Source organism: Stenotrophomonas sp. GW821-FHT09E08, assembly GCF_059416125.1.
Map to the genome: position 1 here is coordinate 69947 of NZ_JBWKOO010000016.1, position 25009 is coordinate 94955.

The following is a 25009-nucleotide window of genomic DNA, read 5'->3' on the forward strand; positions in this document are numbered from 1 at the left end:
TTGATCTCCGGGACCTCAGCTCAGTAGGCCCAGGTCACGGTCAGCTGCGCATAGCGCGGCGACTGGAAGCCGGTACCGTAGCCATACATCGGATTGGGCGTGCCGATGCTGTCCTGCGGCTCGTAATCCTGGTCCACCGTGACCACGCGCTGCTGGTTCAGTACGTTGTACACCGCCAGCTTCAGACGAAGATCGGTGGGAATCGGCACCTTGTAGGACACGCTCACATCGAGGTCGTAGGTCCACGGCGTGCGGCCGTCGCCACCGCGCGGCGAATGCACGAAGACGCGCTCGGACGGCACCGTCGACTGGCAGTTGGACACGCACACGTAGTAGCTGTGGAAGTCGGTGTCGTCGAACGGGTTGCCGGCGCCGAAGCGGGTGATCGGGCTGCCCGACTGCACGCCCAGGGTCGCGGCCACGCTCAGGTTCTCGGTCAACGCGTAGCTGCCACGGAACTTGAACTGGTGGCGGCGGTCGTTGGCCAGGTAGCCATAGCCCCGGTAGTTGACCCACGGGTTGTCGAAGTTCTCGGTGCGGCCGGCATCGGCGAAGTCGGTATCCGAATTCACCGGGCCTTCGGCGTTGCCGCGGCCATAGGCCAGGGTGTACGACGCATTGAAGCCCCACTTGCCGTCCCATGCCCGGTCGACCTGCAGCTCCAGCGCCTTGTAGTCACGCTTGGGCTTCACCCAGCCGCGCTGGCCCACGTAGTTGCCATCATCGTCGTACAGCGCCCAGCCTTCCTTGGAGGTGTCGATGTCGATCCAGCCATCGTTGCTGCCATCGCAGTTGGTATCGCCCCACACCCTGTTGGTGCGCCCCGGATTGCCCATGATCCACACGCCGTCGATCGCACCACACTGACCGGTAGCAGTGATGTTCATGTCATCGATGGCGTTGTGCAGGCGCCGGTAGGTGACGCTGGCGGCAACCGACCACGACGCGCTCAGCATGTGCTGGAAACCCAGGATGGCTTCATCCTGGTAGACCGGGTCCATGTCGCGGTTCACTTCCGCACGCAGGTCCGGCACGCTGCCATCGCCCTGCGAGTTGTCGACCGGGCCGATCTGCGCGCCCAGGTTGGGAACGTTGTTGCTGGCACCGGTGTAGCCCAGGAACTCATACCAGGTGCGCTCATCGAGGAAGCCGCCGGCCTGCTTGATGTTGATGACGTTGGCCACCGGCAGGTAGTAGCGGCCCAGGTTGCCGAACACCTTGGTGGTGCCATCGCCACGCACATCCCACGAGAAGCCCAGGCGTGGCGCGACCATGTTGTCGATCTTGATGTAGCTGTCGCCGTCGCCACCCTTGTTGTCGAAGCTCTCCACCCGTGCACCGATGTTGAGCAGGAAGTTCGGGGTGACCTGCCAGTTGTCTTCCAGGTAATACGCCGAGTTGATGGTCTCGAACGAGCCGGCCACTTCATAGCGGCGCGTGCGTGCCACCAGGCCGCTGGCCGGTACCGTACCGCCATTGAGCGGGCTGCCTGGCGTGCGGTAGTAGATGTCATAACGTAGGCCACCGGGGCCAGGATAGGCGCGCTCGTAGTCGGAGGTATTCTCCTCGCGATCCAGGCCGAAGCGCAGCAGGTGATTGCCGATGGACCATTCAAAGTCGGCGCGGGCCGCCTTGCGCGTATCCAGCGCCGATTCCAGCTGCGAGCTGCTGGTGCAGCTGCGGTCACCCTGCAGGCTGGGCGGAATGCCGTCGGCCGCGGTGCGGTTGTCGAACACGCGGTTGCAGTTGTCGTCCATCAGCGAGCTCTGCACGCGGTTGCGCTTGTTCTCGCCATACATCAGCTTCATGGTCAGATCGTTGTTGACCTGCCAGCTGTAGGTGCCCGACCAGTTCTTTCCGCCCACGGTATTGACGACCTGGTTGCTGCGCTCACCGATGATGTCGCCGCTGCCGTAGTCGTAGCGATAGACATCGGTGAGGGTCTTGTTGCGGTCGGAGAAGCCGAACAGCGACAGCATCTGGTTGTCGGTGATCTGCCAGTCCAGCTTGCCGCCCCAGAAGGGTTCATCGGCCTTGCCCTGGTTGAGGAACGTGCCGGCATCGTTGGTGGATTTCGGCCGATAGTCACGGGCTTCGTACATGCCGAAGAAGAACAGCTTGTCCTGCACCAGCGCGCCGGAGGCGAACACGTTCAGCGCACTGCGGCTGTAGTCGTCCTGGCGAGCACTGATGTAGCGGCTGCCGGTGCCGTCATAACGATCGCGTGCCTGCGATTGCCACGCGCGCGGTTCGAACACCAGCTCGGCGCCCGCCTTGAACTCGTTGCTGCCCGAGCGGGTAACAGCATTGATCACGCCGCCGGTGCTGCGCCCGAACTCCACCGAGTAACCGCCGGTCTTGACCTGGAATTCCTGGTAGAAGGCAAACGGCACTGACGAGAAGCCGACCCGGTTGTAGAAATCGGTGACGTTCAGGCCGTTGATGTAGACCGTGTTCTCGGCCACCGACGAGCCGCCGAATGAGATGCCCTGGCCGCCCAGTGAGCCCTTGCCCTTCACTGCGCCAGGCGCCAGCAGCGCCACTGCGGTGATGTCACGATCCACCGGCAACCGCGCCAGTTCCTCGCGAGTGATGTTGGTGGCTGATTCGGTGGACTTCACGTCCACCATCGACACTACCTGCGGAGCGCGCACCTCGACCGTGCCCAGCGTGCTGACCGCACCCAGCGGCACGTTCACCGTGGTTGCACTGCCCAGGCCGACCGTAACCTGGCCCACGCGGCTGGCCGCGCCGCCCGGCAGGCTCACCTCCATGTCGTAGGTGCCGACCGGCAGCAGCGGGATACGGTAGCTGCCCTTGCTGTCGGCCTGCACGGAACGCACAAAGCCGGTTGCCGGATTGCGTACGGTGACCGTGGCGCCTGCGGGTACGCTGCCGGCGTCGCTGGTAAGGCGACCGACCACGGCACCATCCTGTGCCAGTGCGCTGGGTGCCAGTGTTGCCAGGCACGTGCCGAGGGCGATGCACAAGGCCGCCCGCTTGATGGTGTAAGCCTTCATCCCCTGCTCTCTCCTGCAAGAATTGAATGGTGGTGTGGGTGGTGTGTCGCGCTAGCGTTGCCCGGCTGGCAGTACCCGCCACTGGAAGTCGTAGTTCCATTGGTCGAAGTACAGGTTGCCGCCTGCCCACTCGGCCTCGCCGCGCTGCGAGTCGACCGTTTCCGAGCGGTAGTACTGCTTGGCCGGCACCAGGGCCTGGCCGAAATCGTCGTTGAAGGCGATGCGGTAGCCGTCGAGGCCACCGAGGTAGAAATCACGCAGGGCGGGCGTATCGCTGGCCAGCGCACCAGTGGTCACGTCCATCGGCAGCCAGCCATACGGCGCCAGGTAGACCTGCCCCCAGTCATGCAGGTTGTTGTAGCCGCTGCCATCGTCGGAGAACACCATGCCCGACTGCCAGCGCGCGGGAATGCCGTTCATGCGCAGCAGCGTGATCAGCAGCAAGGTTTGTTGTCCGCAGTCGGCATGGCCGGCGCGCAATGCGTAATCACTGATGTTGCTGATGGTGGAGTATTCGCGCGCGCCGGCCCACGGAATGCGATCGACCGCGGCGAACAGCCTGCGCACCACTTCGTATGGGCGTGTTTCACCCTGCAACACCTGGTCGGAAAACAGCTTCAGCGCCGGGGCGAAGCGCACATGCGGCAGCTGCTCGGACAGGTAGGGTTTCAGTGCCGGGTCGGCCGGTGTCGGCTGCACCTTGGCCGGATCGATCGCGGTGTGGCGCGCGAAGATCGTCAGCGCGTAGCGGATCTCGAAGCGCATCGGCTGCCCAGCCACCGCCTTTGCTTCCAGATAAGCGGTGCGCTGCTGAGTGCTGGCCGGTGCCACGCGCGCGCTGCCGGGGGTGCTGCCCAGCCACTGCACCTGCTCCTGCTGGCCAGGAATTCCGCGCGGGTATGGAATCCACGCTCGAACCATTTCACCGGCAGGCACCGCATCGGCCTTGACCGTCAGCGACTGGGTGAATTCGATGCGCTGCGGCAGCACCGAGGCCTGGCCACTCTGTTCGGCCGCCGCGATCACGCGCGCATGGTGTGCATTGAGCACTTCGTTCGGGCCGGGCGCCGGCAGCGGCGCATCTGCGCGGCGGCGTGCGCGCGCTTGGTCGCTGAGCAGGAACAGGTTCGACGGTGCGCGTTTGAAGTACCAGCGCGTGCCGTCGATATCGAGATGTTCGATCAGGCCAAGCTGGTCCCAGCGCGCGAATTCTTCGTCAGTCAGGTCGGGAATCCAGCGCCGCACCGCCGCCTTGGCAGCGGCTTGGTCCAAGGAGAAATCCAGACGGATTCGCCGCATGCGCTCCTGCTGGAAGCCGATGTCCTGTTCGCTGACGCCAGGCTCGGCTGCGTCGGCAGCCGACCAGGTATCCAGTTCGCTGCCGGCTTCGGAGAACCGCCCGGCATCGATCATCTGCACCACCTGCGCGAACTGGATGGCCGAGGGTGGCGGCTCCGCTCCCGCCGACCACGCGCACAGCAGCAGCGCAGCACTCAGGCCGGCAGCAGCAGGCAGACGCAGTTTGCGAACGGCAGGATCCACAGCGACACTTCCCAAGCGCGGGTGGTAACGGCTGTGTAACACGGGCCGGGAGACCGGTCAATAATTTATTCTTGCTTTCGACGCCGAAAGGAATAAATATTCCAACAGGCATTCGAGGAGGGTGTGCAGCGCATGATCCTGGCTTCCCGCGAACCGCGCCGGCACTGGCCGCGCCGGCTGACCCTGGCCCTGTGCGTGCTGGCCGCCCCGGCCTTCGCACTCGCTGCCCCGACGCCTGATCCCGGCGCGCCGCTGCCCTATGTGATCGGCCTGCACGAGGCCTACCTCACGCCGGACTACTGGGCAGCACGGCTCGAGAACGCCGACACCCCGGTCCTCGACCGCACGCAGATCGACGCGCAGAACGCGCGGATGCGGGCGCAGGACAGCCACATCCAGGACATCGCCGTGCTGCCCGCACAGCTTGATGCGGCGGCGGTGCGCGCCAGCATCACCGCACTGTCGAGCTGGCCCGCCCGCACTCTGTACAACGACAAGGGCCAGGCCATCACCCCAGCACTGCGCAGCGCAATCGAAGCCAACCTCGGTCTTGATGCGATTCCCGCGCAGACGACACCGCAATACGGGCTGGTGGTGAAGCGCGCCGCACTGCGCACCTTCCCCACCCGCGAGCGCGTCTTCAGCACCGTCGGCGACACCGACATCGACCGCTTCCAGGAATCGGCACTGTTCCCCGGCGACAAGGTCGCCGTGGTCCATCGCAGCGCCGATGGCCGTTGGCTGTTCGTGCACAGCGAACGCTACAGCGCGTGGATCGAGGCCGATGCCATCGCCAGCGGCGACAAAGCCACCGTGCTCGGCTACGGCGCGAAGGGGCCGTACCGGATCGTCACCGGCGCCAGCGCACAGACCACCTACGCCCCGGAGGAACCCCGCGTGTCGCGCCTGCAGCTGGACATGGGCGTGCGCCTGCCGGTGCTGGCCGAGTGGCCGGCCGCCGAGCCGGTGAACGGCCAGCAGGCACATGCCGCGTGGGTGGTGCAGCTGCCGGTGCGCGAAAGCGATGGCCGGTTGAAGCTGGTGCCGGCGCTGCTGCCGCGTTCGCAGGACACCGCAGCCGACTACCTGCCGCTGACCCCGCGCCTGCTGTTGCAGCAGGCCTACAAATTCCTCGGTGAACGCTACGGCTGGGGCCACGACTACGACACCCGCGACTGCAGCGGTTTCGTTTCCGAGATCTACCGCAGCTTCGGCGCGCTCTTACCGCGCAATACCAGCGCGCAAGCGGTCAGCCCGGCGCTGGACCGCTTGCCGTTCACCACCAAGGACGGCAAGGCCGTGCGCGACCGCGCCGTCACCGACCTGCAGGTGGGCGATCTGGTCTACATCCCCGGCCACGTGATGATGGCCATCGGCCACGTCGACGGCCGCACCTGGGTGATCCACGATACCGCGGGCGGCAGCTGGTTCGGTGCCGACGGCAAGCGCGTGCAGGCCCATCTCAATGGTGTCTCGGTCACCCCGCTGGAGCCGATGATGGCCAGCGACAGCGTCCGCTACATCGACCGCATCACCAACATCCAACGCCTGCGTGCCAAGACCCCCTGAATGAAGATCACTGCCATCGAACTGGGCATGCTGCGCGTGCCGCTGAAAACACCGTTCAAGACCGCCCTGCGCACCGTGGAGACCGTGGAAGACGTGGTGGTGCTGATCCGCACCGACACTGGCCACACCGGCTACGGCGAAGCGCCGGCCACCGCGGTGATCACCGGTGATACCCACGGCTCGATCATCGAGGCGATCCGCCACTTCATCGCGCCGCGCCTGATCGGCCAGGAGGTGGTCAACCTCAACCATCTATGCACGTTGGTGCAGACCGCGATGGAGCGCAACAGCAGTGCCAAGGCGGCGGTGGAGATCGCGCTGTACGACCTGTGGGCACAGCTGCATGGCGCGCCGCTGTACCAGATGCTGGGTGGCGGCGACCCGGTGATCACCACCGACATCACCATCAGCGTGGACTACATCGACAAGATGGTGGCTGACTCGCTGTCGGCAATCGAACGCGGCTTCGAGTCGCTGAAGATCAAGGTCGGCAAGGACATCGGTCTGGACATCGAACGGGTCAAGGCGATCCACGCCGCCGTGGAAGGCCGCGCCCTGCTTCGCCTGGACGCCAACCAGGGCTGGACCGCCAAGCAGGCCGTGCACGCAATGCGCACGCTGGAAGAAGCCGGCGTGGTGCTGGAACTGCTGGAGCAGCCGGTCAAGGCCGCCGACATCAGCGGCCTGAAGTACGTCACCGACCGCGTCAACACGCCGGTGATGGCCGACGAAAGCGTGTTCAGCCCGAGCCAGGTGATGGACCTGATCCAGCAGCGCGCGGCCGACATCATCAACATCAAGTTGATGAAGACCGGTGGCCTGTCCAACGCGATCCGCATCGCCGATATTGCCGGCATCTACGGCGTGCCGTGCATGATCGGCTGCATGATCGAATCGAGCATCAGCGTGGCCGCCGCGGTGCATCTGGCCGTGGCCAAGAGCGATGTGATCACCAAGGTCGACCTCGACGGCCCATCGCTGGGCCAGTTCGACCCGGTCAGCGGCGGCGTACATTTCAACGAATCGGAGATCAGCATCAGCGACGTGCCGGGGCTGGGTATCACCGAAGTGCGGGGGTTGGAGATGCTGGGTTGATCTCTGCCTTGCGGCTGGCCTGGCGTACAACTGACTTTGGGTCGGGCGTTACTTTTCTTTCTGCGGAAAGAAAAGTAACCAAAAGAAACGCTCCGCCGGCCGCGAGCCGACGTGCTGCGCACGTCGGTGCCCTATGCTCCTCGGTCCGGCGAGGGACGGCGCGGAACTCGCTGCGCTCAGACACCCGCGCCTCTTCGCCCTCGCCGGACCTGCGGTGCTCGGCTCGCTTGAAGGCGGACTCAACAGCAGCTCCGGGTAGAGCCACGCCATGGGTGGATGCCCTTGCTCCTGCTTTTGCCCCGCTCCGTACACCCTTCGCGGCTGGCATCCGCCCGACCCACTCCATGACAAGCTCTACGCAGCCAACCGCAACGCGCCTACACATGCCCGGACGCCCCGCATGCCGCCCCTGCTGAAAATCCGCACTGAGCGCGGGCAGATGTCGGCCATCGAACGCCGCATCGCCGACTTCATCCTCGACAACGCCCACCTGCTGCGCGATTACTCATCCCAGCAGCTGGCCAGCGCGTTGGGCATCAGCCAGTCCAGCGTGGTGAAGTTCAGCCAGAAGCTCGGCTTCAAGGGCTACCCGGACCTGAAGTATTCGATCGGCCAGGACGTGGCTCGCGCGGGTGCCGATCCGCAACAGGCGCCGAGTGAACCGGACAGCGGTGACGACTACCTGCGCCTCGGCGACGCCCTGCGCCGCAGCAAGGCTTTGGCCGAGGAGGAAACCCGCCAGGCCAACCCGCGCGAGGAGATCGAACGCATCGTGCAGCTGCTCGATGGGGCACCGAAGCTGTTCGTGTACGGCCTGGGTGATGACGGCCTGTACGCGCGTGAGTTCGCCATGCGGCTGTCGCTGCTCGGGCTGCTGGTGGTGCCACATACCGACCCGATCCTGATGCTGGCCAACCTGTCAGCGGCACGCCCGGGTGACGCGCTGTTGATGTTCTCCGAGTTCGGCAACCTGCCCCAGCTCTCGCAGCTGTCGCGGCAGTTCCAGGACATGGGCGGCAAGGTGATTTCCATTACCCGCCACACCGCCAACCCGCTGCGCGCGCATGCTGATGCCGCGCTGGCGGTGTGCGCGTACGACCGGACGCCGCAGGTCGCGCAGCTGCTGTACCGTAGCGCCATGCACGCGCTGCTCGATTTCCTGTTCGTGCTGCTCTGCCACGCCAATCCGGACCGCCAGCAGCAACTGGCGGTGAACCTGGAGCGGATCGACCACCTGCTGGATTCCTGACCGGAGCGCACGTTAATGAAATCGCTGGCCCGCCTCGCCACCACTGCGCTGCTGCTTGCCGCTGCGGTGTCCGTCCACGCCGCGCCGCTCGATGGTGCACGCCAGCTGATCGTGGTTACCAGCGACAACTGGGACAGCACCCAGGGGCAGCTGCAGGCCTATGTACGCGACGGCAAGGGCTGGCACGCGCACGGGCAGGCCTTCCCGGTCGCACTCGGCCGTACCGGCAGCGCGTGGGGCTTGGGCCTGCATCCGGCACAGGGCGAAGGCCCGCAGAAGCAGGAAGGCGATGGCCGCAGCCCGGCCGGCGTGTTCGCGCTCGGCAGCGCCTTCGGCTATGCCATCACCCGCCCCGGCACCGCGATGGCCTACCAGCCCATGCTTGAAAGCAGCTACTGCATGGATGTGCCCGGTTCACCGTTCTACAACCGCATCGTCGATGCGAAGAAGGTCGGCAGCGCCGCGATCAAGGGCTCCACCGAGCCGATGCGGCTGGACCTGCACAACAAGGGCGACGTGCGTTACCAGGAAGGCTTCGTGATTGCCCACAACCCGGACAACCAGCCCGGCAAGGGCAGCTGCATCTTCGCCCATCTGTGGCGCGCGCCCGGTGAGGCCACGGCTGGCTGCACCGCCATGCCGCAGCCGCGCATGCAGGCGCTGCTGGACTGGCTGCGGCCGCAGGATACGCCGCGCTTCGTGCTGCTGCCGCGCGCCGAGTACAAGCGCCTGCAGGCACGGTGGCAGCTGCCCGCACTGAGCGGAGACGCCCGTTGAGCGCGCAGGACGAACCGCAGCTGCAGCGCGCGGTCAGCCGCTGGCAGATCGTCGGCCTGTCGATCAACGACGTGATCGGCAGCGGCATCTACCTGTTGCCGGCCGCCACCGTCGCCCTGCTCGGCCCCTTCAGCCTCTGGGGCGTGGTCGCCGCCGGCATCGTCGTTGCGTTGCTGGTGCTGTGCTATGCGCAGGCCGCCAGCTACTTTGACGAGCCCGGCGGCAGCTACCTGTATGCCCGCGAGGCGTTCGGCCGTTTCGCCGGGTTCGAGATCGGCTGGATGATCTGGCTGACCCGGATCAGCTCGGCGGCCGCATTGAGCAACGCGCTGGCCGATGCGGTGGCACGCTTCTGGCCGTGGGCCGGCGCCGGCATGGGCCGCATCGCGGTGATCGTGGTATCGCTGGGTTTCCTCACCGGCGTCAACATCATCGGCGTGCGCTCGGCCGCGCGGACCGGCGTGGTGCTGGTGATCGGCAAGATGCTGCCGCTGCTGCTGTTCGTGGCCATCGGCGCGTTCTACATCGATCCGCAGCTGGTGTTCTCCGGCCAGCGCCCGGACCCGCACGACCTGCAGCGCATGGGTGAAGCCGCCTTGCTGCTGCTGTACGCCTACGCGGGCTTCGAGAACATCCCGGCTGCGGCCGGCGAGTACCGCAACCCACGCCGCGATATTCCGTTCGCACTGATCACCATGATCATCACCGTCACCGTCATCTATGGAGCGGTGCAAGTGGTGGCGCAGGGCACGCTGGCCGGGCTGTCCAGCTCGGCCACGCCACTGGCTGACGCCGCCGCCGGCTTCGGTGGTGAGGCACTCGCGCTGATCCTGACCGTAGGCGCGACCATTTCCATCCTCGGCACCAACAGCAACACGATGATGATGGGCCCGCGCTTTCTGTTCGCGCTGGCGCGCGATGGCTACGGGCCGAAGATCCTGGCGCAGGTGCATCCGCGCTTCCACACGCCGGCCGCATCGATCCTGTGCCAGGGCCTGATCGCGCTCGGGCTGGCGCTGTCGGGTTCGTTCGTGCAGCTGGCGCTGCTGTCGATGACCACGCGCCTGTTCGCCTACATCGGTACCGCTGCGGCAGTGCTGGTACTTGCGAAGCGCTACGCCGATCGCCCCGGTGCGCTGAAGCTGCCTGGTGGCCCGCTGATTCCGGTGCTGGCGCTGCTGCTGTGCCTGGCCCTGTTCGCCAGTGCCAGCTGGCAGAACATCGCGGCCGCGCTGGTCGCGTTCGCCATCGGCGCGGTGATCTACAAGTTGCCGCGAAAGGATGCCGACGCCGGGTGATCGGTAGCGCCGGGCCATGCCCGGCGGATTGATCTGACGATCACGCTGCCGGACCGGGCCGTTAACCGCCGCGCAGGCACGATCAGGCTTCGTCCACCACGGAGCCCTTCCATGACCGACTACCAGATTCCCGGCCGCGTGCCGGACGACAGCACCCCGCGCGACGCGGTCAGCAACTACTGGCGCGAGCGCTACACCTCTGAACCGTACTATGACGATCAGCTGTTCTTCGACGACTACGAACCAGCCTACCGTATTGGCCACTCGGCCCGCGCGCAGGACATGATCCGCGCCTACGAGGAAGTGGAAAGCGAACTGGAATCACGCTGGGCCAGCGAACGTGGCAAGAGCCGGCTGGAGTGGGCGCAGGCCCGCAATGCCGTACGCCGAGGCTGGGAGGAAGCGATCAATCTGGACCAGCGGCTGGACAAGGGCATGCCTCGCGGTACCTGACTTGATCGGATGCCGGTAGCGCCGGGCATGGCCCGGCGCTACCAGTCGTTTGTCAATCCTGTTCCGGCAGCGGCGGCACGCCCGCACTGCGCTTGCTTTCACCGTCACCGGCGGCGATCAGATCACGAGTGTTCTTCTGCACCGCCACCGCGCCGAACAGCGACAGCGCGAAGGCCATGCCATAGAAGCCCTTCTCGCTCAACACCAGAGTCGCGTTCCACAGGCCAACCAGAAGCAGCAGCAGCGCAGACAGCAATGCGAACCAGCACAGCGCGTAATACAGGCCACTCACCGGAATTCCCTCGACACGGTCGCGCACGCTCTTCTGCAGCGACACCGCTGCGAACAGGCCAAACAGGAGCAGGGTGAGGTAGTAGCCCTTCTCGTTCAGCGGCATCTCCGCATTGAACAGGCCTACCAGGTAGGCCACCGCGCCGAGCAGCAGGGCCACCCAGGAGGCGGCAATGAAGGCCGGCGAGGGTCGATGGATGATCGGTGCGTTCATTGCGGTTCCTTGCAGTCAGGCGGGCATGCTTTGCCCGGGCGAACCCACCCTAGACGATCCCGCCGCCGCCGCACAGGGGGGAAACAGGACCTTCGGGCCAGGACCGTCACCGCCCCGGTGGTATACAAGGGAGAGCCTGGCCATCCGCATCCCCTTCCGCTGGAGATACCCATGACCCGCACGCCCCTGCTGCTCGCCCTCGGCCTGTTGCCGATCCTCGCCACCACGGCCTGCAGTGCCGCCGGCCCCGATGCCAGTGGGCAGAAGGCTGCCGCCGCCAGCACAGACGCTGCCGACCAGCGACCGTTCACCGCCACCGAAATCAGTCGTTTCGACCAGCCGTGGGCAATGACGTTCCTGCCCGATGGCAGCCTGCTGGTGACCGAAAAGCGCGGCAAGCTGCAGCATCTGGACCTGGCCAGTGGCCAGAAGCATGAAATCACCGGTGTGCCCAAGGTCGCCTATGGTGGCCAGGGCGGTTTCGGCGATGTGATCCTGCATCCGCAGTTCGCCCGCAACCACGTCATTTACTTCAGCTATGCCGAAGAGGGCACGCTGGACACCCGTGGCGCTGCCGTCGCACGCGCCACGCTGGCGCTGGATGCCAAGGGTGGCGGTGAGCTGAAGGACCTGAAGGTGATCTGGCGACAGACGCCCAAGGTCAGCGGCGAGGGCCACTACGGCCACCGCCTCGTCTTCGGCCCGGACGGCAAGCTGTGGATCAGTTCCAGTGAACGGCAGAAGTTCGATCCGGCACAGGACATGGGCGGCAATCTCGGCAAGATCATCCGCCTCAACGACGACGGCAGCCTGCCCGCCGACAACCCGTTCGCCTCGCAGGGCGGTGTTGCCGCGCAGGTGTGGACGCTGGGCCACCGCAACATCCTCGGCATGGCCTTCGACGCCAACGGCAAGCTGTGGGCGCACGAGATGGGCCCGGCCGGTGGCGACGAACTGAACCTGATCGTGCGCGGCGCCAACTACGGCTACCCGATCGTCTCCAATGGTGACCATTACGACGGCCGCCCGATTCCCGACCACAGCACCCGCCCGGAATTCGCCGCCCCGAAGGTGACCTGGACGCCGGTGATCTCGCCGGCCGGCTTCGTCATCTACAGCGGCAACCTGTTCCCGCAGTGGAAGGGCAGCGGCTTCATCGGCGGCCTGTCATCCACCTCGCTGGTACGTGTGGCCTTCGATGGCGACAGCGCGCGCGAAGCCGAACGCTTCAACATGGGCGAACGCATCCGTGAAGTGGAACAGGGCCCGGATGGCGCACTGTGGCTGCTGGAAGACGGCAACAAGGCGCGTCTGCTGAAGCTCACCCCGAAGACCTGACAGGGTGGTAGTGCCGGCCGCTGGCCGGCAGGTTTGTCTGCAGCGGCCCCGCACGCGGGGCCGTCTGCGTTCATTGAATGGTGATGACCTTCACCTCGGTCTTCGTGCAGGCCTGGTCCAGGCACTGGCCGTTCAACCACACCTGCCCATCGCCGATCATCACGCCCTGCTGGTTGACGAAGACCTTGCCGAAGTCCTGTTCGGACACCGCCTTGACCACCGCCGGCGTGATGATCTTCTCGTAGTTGCGCTGGAACTCACCGGGGCCGGTGATCTTCTTTCCACCGCTGATGTTCAACGGGAAGCGCACTTCCTCGACCACGGCAGCGCGATCACCGCCGATCACCGCGGTCTTGAACGTGTTGAACACCTTCTCGTACTGCGCGGCATCGCCGAGCAGGGTTTCAATGCGCGCACGCGCATCCGCCGCAGGCTCATCCGTAGCGGTGGGTGCAGTTGAGGCGGGTTCGGCGGCAGGCTTGGCAGGTTCAGCCGCAGGCGTCGCTGCAGCACTGGCCTCCATCGGCGGCGGTGCATCCACCGCAGGCTCGGCCGGCGGCGCCGGCTGCGAACAGGCCGCCAGCAACAGGGCGGGAATCAACACAGCGATCATGCGCATGCGCGGGCATCCATCGGTTCAAGGATGCCGATGGTAGCGCCGGGCCATGCCCGGCGTGTTTGCCATGGGTGAGGACGCCGGGCATGACCCGGCGCTACCACCCCGCGATCAGCCCTTCAGCAGCTCGAACTGCACCGCTTCACCGGCGGCCGAAGACGCGCACACCCACACGTCGAACAGGCCCGGCTCGGCACGCAGCACGCCATCGCGGCCGGTGAACGCCAACTGCTCGCGGGTCAGGGTGAACACCACCTCGGTGGATTCGCCCGGCTGCAGTGCCACCTTGCGGAAGTCCTTCAGCTCGCGCACCGGACGCACGCGGCTGGCCACGCGGTCGTGGATGTACAGCTGCACCACTTCTTCACCGGCCACATCACCGCTGTTGGTCAGCGTGGTGGTGAGGGTCAGGGTCTCATCCCAGCCCAGCTGGGCTGCGCTCAGCTGCGGCGCGCCGTAGGCGAAGGTGGTGTAGCCGATGCCATGCCCGAACGGATACAGCGGCTCGTTCGGAATCTCGCGCCAGCGCGCTTTGAACTCCGACATGGTCGGCAGTTCCGGCCGACCGGTACGCGGGTGGTTGTAGAAGTACGGCTGCTGGCCCGACACCTGCGGGAAGCTGACCGGGAGGCGGCCCGACGGGCTGTAATCGCCGAACAGCACATCGGCCACGGCATGGCCGGTCTGCGTGCCCAGGTACCAGGTCACCGCCACCGCCTGCGCATTACGCACGGCGCCCTGCAGGGCCAGCGCGCGACCATTGCGCAGCAGCACCACCAGCGGCTTGCCGGTCATCGCCACGGCCTCGGCCAGCGCCTGCTGTGCCGGCGGCAGAGTGATCTCGACGCGCGACTGCGCTTCGCCGCTGTAACGCTGCGGCTCGCCCAGCGCCAGCACCACCACGTCGGCGCGCAGCGCAGCGGCCACGGCCGCTTCGGTGCCACCGGGGATGGCCACTTCCAGTTCGCAGCCTGGCACGATCTCCAGCAGCGCTTCGTCGCTGATGGCGGCACGCACGCCGGTTTCCAGGTCCACGTAACGCTGCTTGTCGCCAAACAGCGTCCAGCAGCCCTCGATGTTTTCGCGGTCCTGCACGAACGGGCCGATCAGGGCGATCTTCTGCCCGGTCTTCTGCAACGGCAGCACGTTGTCGCGGTTGTTCAGCAGCACGATCGAGCGACGCGCCGCATCGCGCGAGAGTTCGTCATGGTCGGCGATATGCGAGGTGTCGGCTTCGCGCGCCGGGTCCAGCGAACGGTACGGATCGTCGAACAGGCCGATGGTTTCCTTCAGCCACAGGATGCGGCGCACGCCTTCATCCAGCACCGCCATCGGCACCTCGCCGCTCTCGACCAGGCCCGGCAGGTGCTCGGCATAGAAGCCGCTCTGCATGCTCAGGTCGAGGCCAGCAGTGAACGCCTTGGCGGTGGCATCGCGGTCGTCGGCGGCATAGCCGTGCGCGACCAGTTCCATGTCGGCGGTGTAATCGGAGATCACCACGCCCGGGAACTTCCACTCACCGCGCAGGATGTCGGTCAGCAGCTCGGCGTTGGCGCTGGCCGGCACGCCGTTGATGTCGTTGAACGAAGACATCACGGTGATCGCGCCGGCGTCGAAGGCGGCCTTGAACGGTGGCAGGTGCACGTCGCGCAGGGTCTGCGGCGAGATGTCCACCATGTTGTATTCCATGCCGGCCATCACCGCGCCGTAGGCGGCGAAGTGCTTGGGCGTGGCCAGCAGCGAATCGTCGGCGCGCAGGTCGCTGCCCTGGAAGCCGCGCACGCGGGCGGCGGCGAATGCACAGCCCAGCACCACGTCCTCACCGGCACCTTCGGCACCACGGCCCCAGCGCTGGTCGCGGGCGATGTCCACGGCCGGTGCGTAGGTCCAGTGTAGGCCGGCGGCAGTGGCTTCGACGGCGGTGGCGCGCGCGGTGCGCTCGGCCAGGTCCGGCTCGAAGCTGGCGGCCTCGCCCAGCGGAATCGGGAACACGGTGCGCATGCCGTGGATGACGTCAGCAGCCAGGATCACCGGGATGCCCAGGCGGCTCTCTTCGGTGGCGACCTGCTGGATGCGGCGGCCCAGCTCGGCGCCCACACCATTGAACAGCGAGCCGACCTTGCCCTCGCGCACCTGCTGCAGCACCTGGTCGGCATTGCGCACGTTGGCTTCCGGGTTCACGTCCGGGGCGAACGGGCGGACCATGTCCGCGAAGACACCCAGCTGGCCGACCTTTTCCTCGACGGTCATCTGGGCAATGAGGGATTCGATGCGATCGGAGGCCACCGGCAGTCCTTGATGAAAACGTTTACAAGCCCGGCATTCTAGCGATCCCGGGCGATTTGGCGAGAGGTTTTTTCATTCAGTTTCAGCCACCAGCGGGGTCCGTATGGCCCCGCCGGAGGCATCGCAGCTTACTCCGAGCCGGCCAACTGGCGCTGCCCGGCCATCAACATGGCGTCGCTGGAGGCCTGGAACACCCGCAGGCCGAAGGCCGGCAGGATCGCCAGCAGGTGGTCGAAGATGTCCGACTGCACCGCCTCGTATTCACCCCAGGCGGTGCTGCGGGTGAAGCAGTACAGCTCCAGCGGCAGGCCTTCGGTGGTCGGCTGCAACTGCCGTACCAGCAGGGTCATGTCGGTATGGATGCCCGGGTGGCTGCGCAGGTAGCGCTCCACATAGGCACGGAAGGTACCCAGGTTGGTCACCCGGCGGCTGTTGACCTCGGCCACGCCCTGCTCGCGCAGGCGCCCGTTCCACTGCCCCAACTCCTGCTCCTTCTCCTGCAGGTAATCACGCAGCAGCGCGAACTGGCCGAGGAAGGCCAGGTCGCCCTCGTCCAGGAAGCCGACGCTGTGCTGGTCCAGGTACAGCGCGCGCTTGATGCGGCGGCCACCGGCCTCCTGCATGCCGCGCCAGTTCTTGAACGACTCGGTCACCAGCTTCTTGGTCGGGATGGTGGTGATGGTCTTGTCGAAGTTCTGCACGGTGATGGTGTGCAGCGCGATGTCGATCACATCGCCGTCGGCGTTCTGGCTGGGCATCTCGATCCAGTCGCCGATGCGCACGCGGCCATCGCCACTGATCTGCACGCTGGCCACCAGCGACAGGATGGTGTCCTGGAAGATCAGCATCAGCACCGCCGTAGCCGCGCCCAGGCCGGTCACCAGCGGGCCCAGCTTCACCCCCAGCAGGGTCGCGATGATGGACAGGCCGGCGGCCACGAAGACCACGATCTTGACCACCTGCAGGTAGCCCTTGATCGGCTTGTTGCGCGCATCGGGCTTGCGCTCGTACAGGCTGTTGGCCGCGTCCAGCGCATGCGAAAACGCCATCGAGACCGTCAGCACGGCCCACACGATGCACAGCTTGATGATCACGTTGACCAGGCCGGGCGGCAGGTCGGGGATGAGGGTGATGCCCGAGGCGATCACCTGGCTGGGCACCACGTTGGACAGGCGCGAGATGACCCGCATCAGGTGGCTGCCACGCCCGGACTCGGCGCCCGGCAGGCGCTGCAGCAGGCGCCGCAGACCACGCACCAGGATGCGCTTGGTCACCCAGTTGGCCAGGCCGGCTGCGATCAGCAGCGCCGAGATCATCAACGCCAGGTAGGCGCCAGGATAGGGTTCCAGTGTGTTCTGCAGCCGTTCCAGCCACTGTACCGCCACCACCGCGTCCACCATCAGTTGTCTCCTTCGTCATTGCCGTTGAGGTTGCCGGCCAGCGGCCGGCACTACCGGGTCAGTCCCGCGAACGTTCGATGATCACGCCGACCGCGCGCGCGCCGCGCACCGCGCCCGGCTTGCTCAGCTTCAGGCGCAGCCACTTCACGTCGAATTCGTCCAGCACGATCTGCGCGCAGCGCTCGGCCAGGGTTTCGACCAGGCCGAATTCCGACTCGCGCACGAACTGCTCCAGGCGCTTGCTGACCGCCTTGTAGTTTAGGGTGTGAGCGATGTCGTCGGAGGCCGCAGGACGACGGTTGTCGAAGCCCATCTCCAGGTCGAACACCAGGTCCTGGCGGATCCGTCGTTCCCAATCGTAGATGCCGATCAGGGCGTCGATCGTCAGCCCCTCGATGAAAACCTTGTCCATTGCGCTTACCAGCCCGAATACATGGGGCCATGGTAACGGCACGGCGGTGAGCCTGCCCGGAACGGGCGATGGGTGGCCGGCAGGGACGCAGCTCCAGAAAAGACAAAGGGCCCTGCTAGCGGGGCCCTTTGGTACCTCTCAACGTCCCCGGGGGGAGCTGGAATCCAGCCGCGAGTCCCGGAGCACACGATGCAGATCATGACGTTCATTTCCTCTACGGTCCAGAGTCAATCGCGACATGTTGGTGGAAGCTCAAGGCGATAGAGGAATTCTGCTGTCTGACGCAGCGGCATTGCCCGATATCACGCCAGCGGCAACCAGCGCAGGCTGGTGATCCGCCATGTGGTCCGTATTTGATGAGAGAGCAACGAATACTGCAGGCAGCGCTGTCACGCCCACGATGGGCGACGTACAAACGTATCGCGGACCGGCACTCTTTGGATGCCGCCTCGCTTTACGTATGGAACATGCAGATGTGCGGCGCGCTGCTATCCCCCCTGCACGTCTGTGAAATCGTAATCCGCAACGCGGTGGCCGCGGCGCTGGCACATGCCTATGGGCCGCGCTGGCCTTGGCATCCTGCACTGCTGCAGCGGATGCCAGCAGATGGCGCGTTGTCGGCCTTGCAGGATATCCATAGACAGGCAGATCGTCGGATGGACACTCAGGAGATCATCGCCAGCCTTCGCTTCGCGTTCTGGCAGCAGCTTTTCACGCGGCGCTTCGAGGGAGCCATCTGGACGCGGGGCTTGAAGATTGCGTTGCCGAACGCGCCACAGAATGCTCTCAGCGTGGTTCGCACGAACATCCACGCAGACATCGGGCGCATCCGCCTCCTGCGCAATCGGATCGCCCACCACGAACCCATCCTGGAACGCGACATCGGTGCCGACCTGGCGGCGATCGGGCGGCTGATCCACGCCCGCTGCCCACATACGCTGGGGTGGTTGCAGCGCCATGAGCGGGCGACGACGGTGTTGGCGGCGTCGCCGTTGGCAGGGCATCCATAATGCGTTCGCCGGGCGTGGCCCGGCGCTACGGGCTCAGACCGCCGGCAGGGTCGCCATGTCCCAGTGCGGGGTAACCTCGACCTTTGGCGGGCTGTGCTGGCCGGCCTGCAGGCGCAGCGCGCCGGCGAAGGCGATCATCGCGCCGTTGTCGGTGCACAACGCCGGCCGCGGGAAGCAGGCACGGCCGCCAAGGCGCTCGGCCATCTGCTGCAGGCGTGCGCGCAGGCGCTTGTTGGCGCCGACGCCGCCAGCCACCACGATCACGTTGGTCCCGGCCGCTTCCAGCGCGCGCTCGCACTTGATCGACAGAGTCTCGACTACCGCATCTTCAAAGCCGCGGGCGATGTCGGCACGGGTCTGTTCGCTCTGATCGCTGTCGCGCCAGGCCATCAGGACCTGGGTCTTCAGGCCGGAGAAGCTGAAATCCAACCCCGGGCGGTCGGTCATCGGCCGCGCGAAGCGGTAGGCGCCCGGCGTACCCTGCTCGGCCAGCCTGGCCAGCTGCGGACCGCCCGGATAGGGCAGGCCCATCATCTTGGCGGTCTTGTCGAAGGCCTCGCCGGCCGCATCGTCCAGGGTCTCGCCCAGAAGGCGGTACTGGCCGATCGCATCCACCGCCACCAGCTGGGTATGGCCACCGGACACCAGCAGCGCCACGAACGGCGCCTGCGGCGGGTCGTCTTCCATCAGCGGGGCCAGCAGGTGGCCTTCCATATGGTGTACGCCCACCGCCGGTACCTCCAGCGCCCAGGCCAGCGAGCGGGCCACACCCGCACCGACCAGCAGCGCGCCAACCAGGCCGGGACCGGCCGTATAGGCCACGCCGTCGATATCACCTACACCCAGGCCGGCTTCGGCCAGGGTCTGGCGCACCAGCGGCAGCAGCTTGCGGACGTGGTCGCGGCTGGCCAGTTCGGGCACCACACCACCGTATTCGGCGTGCAGGGCGATCTGGCTGTAGACCGCATGGGCGCGCAGGGCCGCGCTGCCAGCCAGGTCGGTGTCATACACCGCCACGCCGGTCTCATCACAGGAAGATTCGATGCCAAGGACTCGCATGCCTGCTATTATGACGCCCCTGCCGCCCCCTCGGGGGACGCGCAGGTCTCACTGCTTTCGAACCTCTGGCCCGTATTCAGGGTTGGCCGCTTGCAGTTTGTCTATTCGCCGCTATAATGTGCGGCTCGCCGGGCGTGACCCGGTTCTACTGTGTCCCGGAGATTCCATGCCCAGCGTCAAAGTCCGCGAGAACGAGCCCTTCGAGTTTGCTCTTCGCCGCTTCAAGCGCACTTGCGAAAAGGCCGGTGTGCTGGCCGAAACCCGCAAGCGCGAGTTCTACGAAAAGCCGACCCAGGAGCGCAAGCGCAAGGCCGCCGCTGCTGTGAAGCGTCAGCTGCGCCGCTCGTCGCGCGACGTTACCAAGCGTCAGCGCCTGTACTGATCGGACGCATCTTCATTGCGATGGGCTTGCCTGTCGCGATGGAGCCGAAGCCGGCACGCGCGAGCGTCGCCGGCTTTTTGCGTTTCCGGGTTCGGGCATCCGCCCCGCCCCACCACCACCACGAGGTTCCTCATGAGCATGAAGCTGCAGCTCACCGAAGACATGAAGGCCGCCATGAAGGCGGGCGAGAAGCACAAGCTGGGCGTGATCCGCCTGATCAACGCCGCCATCAAGCAGCGCGAAGTGGACGAGCGCATCGAGCTGGATGACACCGCCGTGATCGCCGTGCTCGACAAGATGGTCAAACAGCGCAAGGACTCGGTCAGCCAGTTCGAAGCCGCCAACCGCGAAGACCTGGCCGAGATCGAGCGCGCCGAGATCGTGGTCATCGAAGCCTACCTCCCGGCCAAGATGGGCGAAGCCGAGATCGTCGCCGCGATCCAGGCCGCCATCGCCGAAACCGGCGCTTCCGGTCCGGCCGACATGGGCAAGCTGATGGGCGCACTGAAGCCCAAGCTCGCTGGCCAGGCCGACATGGGTCTGGTCTCCAAGCTGGTCAAGCAGCAGCTGGCGTAAGCCATTGCCGGGGTCGGATCCCTTTCGCATCGCGGAAGGGCTCTGACCCCATTGATGCACCCGCTTCACCGCACCTTCGACCCCCGGCTGCTACAACATCCCCATGGTCGAGCAATCGCACTCCCCCGCCGACACGCGTCCCCACGGCATTCCCGCACGGCTTCGCCACTACGCTGACCGCCTGCAGGACAGCTTCCCGATGGCCGTCGCCAAGCGCTTCGTCGAAATCGACGTGCTGACCCAGGCCGCCTCGGTCTCCTTCTACGCCCTGCTGTCGATGGCACCGCTGCTGGTGCTGCTGCTGTGGCTGACCGCCTCGCTGTACCCACCTGCACAACAGACGCTGATCAGCCAGATCGGTTCAGTGGCCGGCAGCAGCGTGGCCAGTGTTGCCGACACCGTGCTGCACAACGCCAACAGCCAGCCCAGCGTCGGTTCATTGGCCGGGCTGTGGAGCACGCTGCTGCTGTTCATCGGCGCCACCGCCGTGTTCGCCCAGCTGCAGAATGCGCTGAACCGGATCTTCCACACCAGCGGCCAGCGTCTGGAAGGCATCAAGGCCTGGCTGCGCAAGCGCGTGTTCTCGTTCGGCGTGGTGCTGGCACTGGGCTTCCTGCTGATCCTGTCGATGACCGCCACCACTGCGCTGCAGGTGGTGTTCGCGCAACTGCCATCGGTACTGCCGGCAATCGGCTACCTCACCTCGCTGCTGCTGTACACGCTGGCCTTCGCCTTCCTCTACCACTACCTGCCGGACCGCCGCGTGGCCTGGCGGCAGGCCTTCATCGGCGGTGCCATCACCTCGGTGCTGTTCACCCTCGGCCGCTATGGCATCGGCGTCTACATCGCCACCGTGGCCCCGGGCAGTGCCTACGGTTCGATGGGCGCGCTGGTGATCTCGCTGGTCTGGATCTACTACGCCACCGCCGTGTTCTTCGTCGGCGCGCTGATGACTGCGGTGATCGACGAACGCCAGCATGCACGGGCGCAACTGGCCAGGGCTGGGGTCGAGTCCGAACAGGCCAGCCCCGGCATCGCCAGCGAGTAAACTAGGGGAACCTGCCGCCCCTGCTGCGCGCCCTGGCGGCCGCGCCCCGTTCTGTTGCCCATGGCCCGTATCCCCGACGCTTTCATCGACGACCTGCTCGCCCGCTCCGACATCGTCGAGGTGGTGGGCAGCCGCGTGCCGTTGAAGCGACAGGGCAAGGAATACGCAGCGCGCTGCCCATTCCATGACGAGCGCTCGGCGTCGTTCACGGTCTCGCCCACCAAGCAGTTCTATCACTGCTTCGGTTGCGGCGCGCACGGCACCGCGATCAGCTTCCTGATGAACTACGACCGCCTCGAATTCCTCGACGCGGTGGATGAACTGGCCAAGCGCGCCGGCATGGAAGTGCCCCGCAGCGAGAACCCGCGCAGCCCCCAGCAGCAGGACGACAGTCGCGAGCTGTATTCGGCGCTTGAGGCGGCCACGAAGTTCTTCCAGAGCAACCTGCAGGGCAGCGAAAAGGCACGCAGCTACCTGGATGGCCGTGGCGTGGACGAAGAGAACCGCGCCCGCTTCCAGATCGGCTATGCGCCGGATGGCTACAGCGGCCTGCGCGATGCGCTGGGCAAGGACGAGCGGCGCATGAAGCTGCTCGACCGCGCCGGCCTGTTCTCCAAGAACGACCGCGGCCACGTCTACGACAAGTTCCGCGACCGGGTGATGTTCCCGATCTTCGACCGCCGCGGCCGGGTGATCGCCTTCGGCGGCCGCGTGTTCGAGAAGGACGACGGCCCCAAGTACCTCAACTCGCCCGAGACCGCGCTGTTCCACAAGGGCCGCGAACTGTACGGCCTGTGGCAGGTGCGCCAGGCCAACCAGAAGATCGAGCGGCTGATCGTGGTCGAGGGCTACATGGACGTGGTCTCGCTGTTCCAGTTCGGGGTCACCCAGGCGGTGGCAACACTGGGTACTGCAACCACGCCGGACCATGCCGAACTGCTGTTCCGCAACGCGCCGGACGTGTTCTTCTGCTTCGACGGCGACGCCGCCGGCCGCCGCGCCGGCTGGAAGGCGCTGGAGTCGGTGCTGCCGCGCATGAAGGATGGCCGCCAGGCCTTCTTCCTGTTCCTGCCCGATGGCGAGGACCCGGACACCATCGTGCGCAAGGAAGGCGCCGAGGCGTTCAACGAACGCCTGAAGCAGGCCACGCCGCTGTCGCAGTTCTTCTTCGACGAGCTCACCCGCGAGGTCAACCTGGGCACGCTCGATGGCAAGGCGCGCCTGGCCGAGCGGGCCAAGCCGATGCTGGCGCAGATTCCCGACGGCGCCTTCGGCGACCTGATGAAGCAGCAGCTGGCGCAGCTGACCGGGCTCGGCGGCAACGCCCAGGCCGCGCGCGCGCCGATGCCGCAGCGCCAGCCCTCGCGAACGATCCAGCCAGTGGCCAAGCGCAGCCTGGTGCGCGGCGCGATCGCCGTGCTGCTGCAGCAGCCCTCGCTGGCGCTGACGCTGGGCGGCAAGCACCACTTCCAGGGCCTGCGCCTGCCCGGCGTGGAGCTGCTGCTGGAGCTGCTGGGGCTGGTCGAGCAGCGACCGGACATCAGCACCGGCGCCCTGCTGGAGCACTTCGACGGGCGTGAGGAGCAGGCATCACTGCACACACTGGCCGCGCAGACGATGCCCGGCGACGACGCGATGTGGACCCAGGAACTGCACGATGCCGTCGCCCAGCTGGAGAAACAGCTGCTGGTGCAACGTCTGGAAGAGTTGTTGGCAAAGCAGCGCCAGCAAGGCCTGGACGATACTGACAAGTACGAACTGCGCGAGCTGCTGAAGGCCCGCGCCGGACTGCGCCTGTAGCGGCAGAACGTTTTCACGGAGAGGACCATGCTGCTGCGCCTGACCTGCCTGCTGTTGTTGTCGCTCTGCCTGCCGCTGGTGGCCTGGGCTGAAGACGCGCCCCTCAACGAAGTTCGCCCCGGCCTGTATGCAGGTGGCCAACCCAGCGCCGCACAGCTGCAGGCCTTGGCCGCGCAGGGCGTGCGCACCGTGATCGACCTGCGCCAGCCCGGCGAAGACCGCGGCTTCGATGAAACGCGCGTGGCCGAATCACTGGGCCTGCGCTATGTACGCATTCCGGTGGCCGGCGCCGACGGCCTCGATGCAGTCAACGTGCGCGCCGTGCACCGGGCCCTGCAGCAGAGCCAGGGACCGGTGCTGCTGCACTGCGCCTCCGGCAACCGCGCCGGCGCCGTGCTCGCCCTGGTCAACGCACGCTACGAACACGCCAGCCCAGAACAGGCACTGCAGCTCGGCCAGCGCGCCGGCCTGAAGTCGCTGGAAGCCGCTACCCGCCAGCGCCTGGCCACACCGGTCACCTCGCCCTGAACCCTCCGCACCAAGGACTCTGCCCACCATGACCCGCTGGTGGTCGCGCCTGCGACCGGACAACTTCACCCTCGCCCTGCTGTGCACCGTCGGCCTGGCCTCGCTGCTGCCGATGAAAGGCGCCGCCGCCATCGTCCTCGACGATGTCACCACCGTCGCCATCGCTGCGCTGTTCTTCCTGCATGGCGCGCGCCTGCCGCGCGAGTCGATCATCGGCGGCATGCTGCACTGGCGGCTGCACCTGACCATCCTGGCCTGCACGTTCATCCTGTTCCCGCTGCTGGGCCTGCTGTTCAAGCCGCTGTCGGGCTGGCTGCTGACCCCGGAGCTGTATCTGGGCGTGCTGTTCCTGTGCACCCTGCCCTCCACCGTACAGTCGTCCATCGCGTTCACCTCGATGGCACGCGGCAACGTGCCTGCCGCGGTGTGCAGCGCCTCGCTGTCGAGCATCCTTGGCGTGTTCCTGACGCCGCTGTTGCTGACCGCACTGGCCGGCACCTCCGGCGGCGTGCACGACCCGCTGCACGCCATCGGCGGCATCATGCTGCAGCTGCTGGTGCCGTTCGTGGCCGGCCACCTGCTGCGGCCGTGGATCGCCGGCTGGGTGGAAAAGCAGCGTGCGCTGCTGCGTTACACCGACCAGGCCACCATCCTGCTGGTGGTGTATTCGGCGTTCGGCGAAGCGGTGACCGAAGGGCTGTGGAGCAAGACGCCGCTGCTGTCGCTGCTGGCCGTGGCCGTCGCCGCCGCGGTGCTGCTCGGCATCGCCATGCCGCTGATCACCTTCATCGCCCGCCGCCTGCGCTTCAATCGCGAGGACGAGATCGCCATTGTGTTCTGCGGCTCGAAGAAGAGCCTGGCCACGGGTGTGCCGATCGCCAAGGTGTTGTTTGCGGGTGGCAGCCTCGGCGCCATCGTGCTGCCGGTGATGATCTACCACCAGATCCAGCTGATCGTCTGCGGCGTGATCGCGCAGCGGTATGCGCGGCGCAAGCCCTGACCCGACGCGCGGGTTGCTGCGGAAGAAACATCCACGCGTGGCGTGG

At 66.4% G+C, this 25009-nt stretch carries 22 protein-coding genes; 14 read left to right on the forward strand and 8 right to left on the reverse strand.

The window, feature by feature from the left end; genetic code table 11:
• Nucleotides 1-20: 20 nt before the first annotated feature.
• Together AC07M7_RS17650 and AC07M7_RS17655 are read right to left on the reverse strand one after the other, a co-directional pair.
• Complete coding sequence (locus AC07M7_RS17650; RefSeq protein WP_495207950.1) at nt 21-3020, reverse strand: TonB-dependent receptor; 3000 nt, start codon at nt 3018-3020, stop codon at nt 21-23.
• A 51-nt stretch (nt 3021-3071) separates the two neighbouring features.
• Nucleotides 3072-4562 carry a transglutaminase-like domain-containing protein gene (locus AC07M7_RS17655; protein WP_495207951.1) on the reverse strand — a complete coding sequence of 497 codons (1491 nt, stop codon included), beginning with the start codon at nt 4560-4562 and terminating at the stop codon, nt 3072-3074.
• 132 nt (nt 4563-4694) lie between these two features.
• Between AC07M7_RS17655 and AC07M7_RS17660 the strand changes: the two genes are divergently transcribed.
• The 6 genes from AC07M7_RS17660 to AC07M7_RS17685 all read left to right on the forward strand — a co-directional run bounded on the left by AC07M7_RS17660 (nt 4695) and on the right by AC07M7_RS17685 (nt 11003).
• Nucleotides 4695-6131 (forward strand): C40 family peptidase, encoded by a 1437-nt coding sequence (locus tag AC07M7_RS17660; protein WP_495207952.1) that lies wholly within the window; start codon nt 4695-4697, stop codon nt 6129-6131.
• Nucleotides 6132-7226, forward strand: a complete 1095-nt coding sequence (locus AC07M7_RS17665; protein WP_495207953.1) for a dipeptide epimerase — start codon at nt 6132-6134, stop codon at nt 7224-7226.
• Nucleotides 7227-7626: 400 nt separating this feature from the next.
• On the forward strand, nt 7627-8475 hold the full coding sequence (locus AC07M7_RS17670) for a MurR/RpiR family transcriptional regulator (RefSeq protein ID WP_495207954.1): 849 nt from the start codon (nt 7627-7629) through the stop codon (nt 8473-8475).
• Between the two features lie 15 nt (nt 8476-8490).
• Entirely contained in the window at nt 8491-9252 is a 762-nt protein-coding gene (locus AC07M7_RS17675) for a L,D-transpeptidase family protein (protein ID WP_495207955.1), read from the forward strand.
• A complete protein-coding gene (locus AC07M7_RS17680) occupies nt 9249-10550 on the forward strand; it encodes an APC family permease (RefSeq protein WP_012509853.1) in 1302 nt (433 codons plus the stop codon). Before AC07M7_RS17675 ends, AC07M7_RS17680 begins: the two co-directional genes overlap by 4 nt.
• 111 nt (nt 10551-10661) lie before the next feature.
• Entirely contained in the window at nt 10662-11003 is a 342-nt protein-coding gene (locus AC07M7_RS17685; protein ID WP_253079371.1) for a hypothetical protein, read from the forward strand.
• A 52-nt stretch (nt 11004-11055) separates the two neighbouring features.
• On the opposite strand, the gene yiaA is transcribed toward AC07M7_RS17685, so the two are convergent.
• The gene (gene yiaA, locus AC07M7_RS17690) at nt 11056-11508 is read right to left on the reverse strand and encodes an inner membrane protein YiaA (protein WP_046983882.1); all 453 of its coding nucleotides are present in this window, start codon (nt 11506-11508) and stop codon (nt 11056-11058) included.
• Nucleotides 11509-11679: 171 nt separating this feature from the next.
• Here yiaA and AC07M7_RS17695 point away from each other — a divergent pair, with 171 nt between their 5' ends.
• Complete coding sequence (locus tag AC07M7_RS17695; RefSeq protein WP_295378833.1) at nt 11680-12846, forward strand: PQQ-dependent sugar dehydrogenase; 1167 nt, start codon at nt 11680-11682, stop codon at nt 12844-12846.
• 70 nt (nt 12847-12916) lie between these two features.
• Here AC07M7_RS17695 and AC07M7_RS17700 read toward each other — a convergent pair whose 3' ends face one another.
• The 4 genes from AC07M7_RS17700 to folB all read right to left on the reverse strand — a co-directional run bounded on the left by AC07M7_RS17700 (nt 12917) and on the right by folB (nt 17560).
• On the reverse strand, nt 12917-13465 hold the full coding sequence (locus AC07M7_RS17700) for a hypothetical protein (RefSeq protein WP_253079370.1): 549 nt from the start codon (nt 13463-13465) through the stop codon (nt 12917-12919).
• Nucleotides 13466-13573: 108 nt separating this feature from the next.
• A complete protein-coding gene (locus tag AC07M7_RS17705; protein ID WP_136639636.1) occupies nt 13574-15748 on the reverse strand; it encodes a glycoside hydrolase family 3 N-terminal domain-containing protein in 2175 nt (724 codons plus the stop codon).
• A gap of 128 nt (nt 15749-15876) precedes the next feature.
• Nucleotides 15877-17148 carry a mechanosensitive ion channel family protein gene (locus AC07M7_RS17710; RefSeq protein WP_046983886.1) on the reverse strand — a complete coding sequence of 424 codons (1272 nt, stop codon included), beginning with the start codon at nt 17146-17148 and terminating at the stop codon, nt 15877-15879.
• 58 nt (nt 17149-17206) lie between these two features.
• Complete coding sequence (folB, locus tag AC07M7_RS17715) at nt 17207-17560, reverse strand: dihydroneopterin aldolase (protein WP_025878255.1); 354 nt, start codon at nt 17558-17560, stop codon at nt 17207-17209.
• Nucleotides 17561-17916: 356 nt separating this feature from the next.
• On the opposite strand from folB, the gene AC07M7_RS17720 reads away from it, so the two are divergent.
• Nucleotides 17917-18570 carry a hypothetical protein gene (locus AC07M7_RS17720; RefSeq protein ID WP_253079368.1) on the forward strand — a complete coding sequence of 218 codons (654 nt, stop codon included), beginning with the start codon at nt 17917-17919 and terminating at the stop codon, nt 18568-18570.
• Nucleotides 18571-18603: 33 nt separating this feature from the next.
• On the opposite strand, the gene tsaD is transcribed toward AC07M7_RS17720, so the two are convergent.
• The gene (tsaD, locus tag AC07M7_RS17725; protein ID WP_495207956.1) at nt 18604-19629 is read right to left on the reverse strand and encodes a tRNA (adenosine(37)-N6)-threonylcarbamoyltransferase complex transferase subunit TsaD; all 1026 of its coding nucleotides are present in this window, start codon (nt 19627-19629) and stop codon (nt 18604-18606) included.
• A 166-nt stretch (nt 19630-19795) separates the two neighbouring features.
• Here tsaD and rpsU point away from each other — a divergent pair, with 166 nt between their 5' ends.
• From rpsU to AC07M7_RS17755, 6 genes are all read left to right on the forward strand, one after another.
• Nucleotides 19796-20011 carry a 30S ribosomal protein S21 gene (gene rpsU / locus AC07M7_RS17730; protein ID WP_002808376.1) on the forward strand — a complete coding sequence of 72 codons (216 nt, stop codon included), beginning with the start codon at nt 19796-19798 and terminating at the stop codon, nt 20009-20011.
• A 132-nt stretch (nt 20012-20143) separates the two neighbouring features.
• The gene (locus tag AC07M7_RS17735; protein ID WP_046983889.1) at nt 20144-20587 is read left to right on the forward strand and encodes a GatB/YqeY domain-containing protein; all 444 of its coding nucleotides are present in this window, start codon (nt 20144-20146) and stop codon (nt 20585-20587) included.
• Between the two features lie 103 nt (nt 20588-20690).
• The gene (locus AC07M7_RS17740; protein ID WP_046983890.1) at nt 20691-21635 is read left to right on the forward strand and encodes a YihY/virulence factor BrkB family protein; all 945 of its coding nucleotides are present in this window, start codon (nt 20691-20693) and stop codon (nt 21633-21635) included.
• Between the two features lie 60 nt (nt 21636-21695).
• A complete protein-coding gene (gene dnaG, locus AC07M7_RS17745; protein ID WP_430767152.1) occupies nt 21696-23435 on the forward strand; it encodes a DNA primase in 1740 nt (579 codons plus the stop codon).
• Between the two features lie 27 nt (nt 23436-23462).
• The gene (locus AC07M7_RS17750; protein WP_136639632.1) at nt 23463-23963 is read left to right on the forward strand and encodes a protein tyrosine phosphatase family protein; all 501 of its coding nucleotides are present in this window, start codon (nt 23463-23465) and stop codon (nt 23961-23963) included.
• 28 nt (nt 23964-23991) lie between these two features.
• Nucleotides 23992-24963 (forward strand): bile acid:sodium symporter family protein, encoded by a 972-nt coding sequence (locus AC07M7_RS17755; protein ID WP_495207957.1) that lies wholly within the window; start codon nt 23992-23994, stop codon nt 24961-24963.
• Nucleotides 24964-25009: the final 46 nt, after the last annotated feature.

Excerpts from the sequence above, each read along its gene's own strand:
- AC07M7_RS17650 (WP_495207950.1), bottom strand. The coding sequence starts at position 3,020 with ATGAAGGCTTACACCATCAAGCGGGCGGCCTTGTGCATCGCCCTCGGC.
- AC07M7_RS17660 (WP_495207952.1), top strand. The coding sequence starts at position 4,695 with ATGATCCTGGCTTCCCGCGAACCGCGCCGGCACTGGCCGCGCCGGCTG.
- AC07M7_RS17665 (WP_495207953.1), top strand. The coding sequence starts at position 6,132 with ATGAAGATCACTGCCATCGAACTGGGCATGCTGCGCGTGCCGCTGAAA.
- AC07M7_RS17670 (WP_495207954.1), top strand. The coding sequence starts at position 7,627 with ATGCCGCCCCTGCTGAAAATCCGCACTGAGCGCGGGCAGATGTCGGCC.
- AC07M7_RS17675 (WP_495207955.1), top strand. The coding sequence starts at position 8,491 with ATGAAATCGCTGGCCCGCCTCGCCACCACTGCGCTGCTGCTTGCCGCT.
- AC07M7_RS17685 (WP_253079371.1), top strand. The coding sequence starts at position 10,662 with ATGACCGACTACCAGATTCCCGGCCGCGTGCCGGACGACAGCACCCCG.
- yiaA (WP_046983882.1), bottom strand. The coding sequence starts at position 11,508 with ATGAACGCACCGATCATCCATCGACCCTCGCCGGCCTTCATTGCCGCC.
- AC07M7_RS17695 (WP_295378833.1), top strand. The coding sequence starts at position 11,680 with ATGACCCGCACGCCCCTGCTGCTCGCCCTCGGCCTGTTGCCGATCCTC.
- AC07M7_RS17700 (WP_253079370.1), bottom strand. The coding sequence starts at position 13,465 with ATGCGCATGATCGCTGTGTTGATTCCCGCCCTGTTGCTGGCGGCCTGT.
- AC07M7_RS17710 (WP_046983886.1), bottom strand. The coding sequence starts at position 17,148 with ATGGTGGACGCGGTGGTGGCGGTACAGTGGCTGGAACGGCTGCAGAAC.
- folB (WP_025878255.1), bottom strand. The coding sequence starts at position 17,560 with ATGGACAAGGTTTTCATCGAGGGGCTGACGATCGACGCCCTGATCGGC.
- AC07M7_RS17720 (WP_253079368.1), top strand. The coding sequence starts at position 17,917 with ATGAGAGAGCAACGAATACTGCAGGCAGCGCTGTCACGCCCACGATGG.
- tsaD (WP_495207956.1), bottom strand. The coding sequence starts at position 19,629 with ATGCGAGTCCTTGGCATCGAATCTTCCTGTGATGAGACCGGCGTGGCG.
- rpsU (WP_002808376.1), top strand. The coding sequence starts at position 19,796 with ATGCCCAGCGTCAAAGTCCGCGAGAACGAGCCCTTCGAGTTTGCTCTT.
- AC07M7_RS17735 (WP_046983889.1), top strand. The coding sequence starts at position 20,144 with ATGAGCATGAAGCTGCAGCTCACCGAAGACATGAAGGCCGCCATGAAG.
- AC07M7_RS17740 (WP_046983890.1), top strand. The coding sequence starts at position 20,691 with ATGGTCGAGCAATCGCACTCCCCCGCCGACACGCGTCCCCACGGCATT.
- dnaG (WP_430767152.1), top strand. The coding sequence starts at position 21,696 with ATGGCCCGTATCCCCGACGCTTTCATCGACGACCTGCTCGCCCGCTCC.
- AC07M7_RS17750 (WP_136639632.1), top strand. The coding sequence starts at position 23,463 with ATGCTGCTGCGCCTGACCTGCCTGCTGTTGTTGTCGCTCTGCCTGCCG.
- AC07M7_RS17755 (WP_495207957.1), top strand. The coding sequence starts at position 23,992 with ATGACCCGCTGGTGGTCGCGCCTGCGACCGGACAACTTCACCCTCGCC.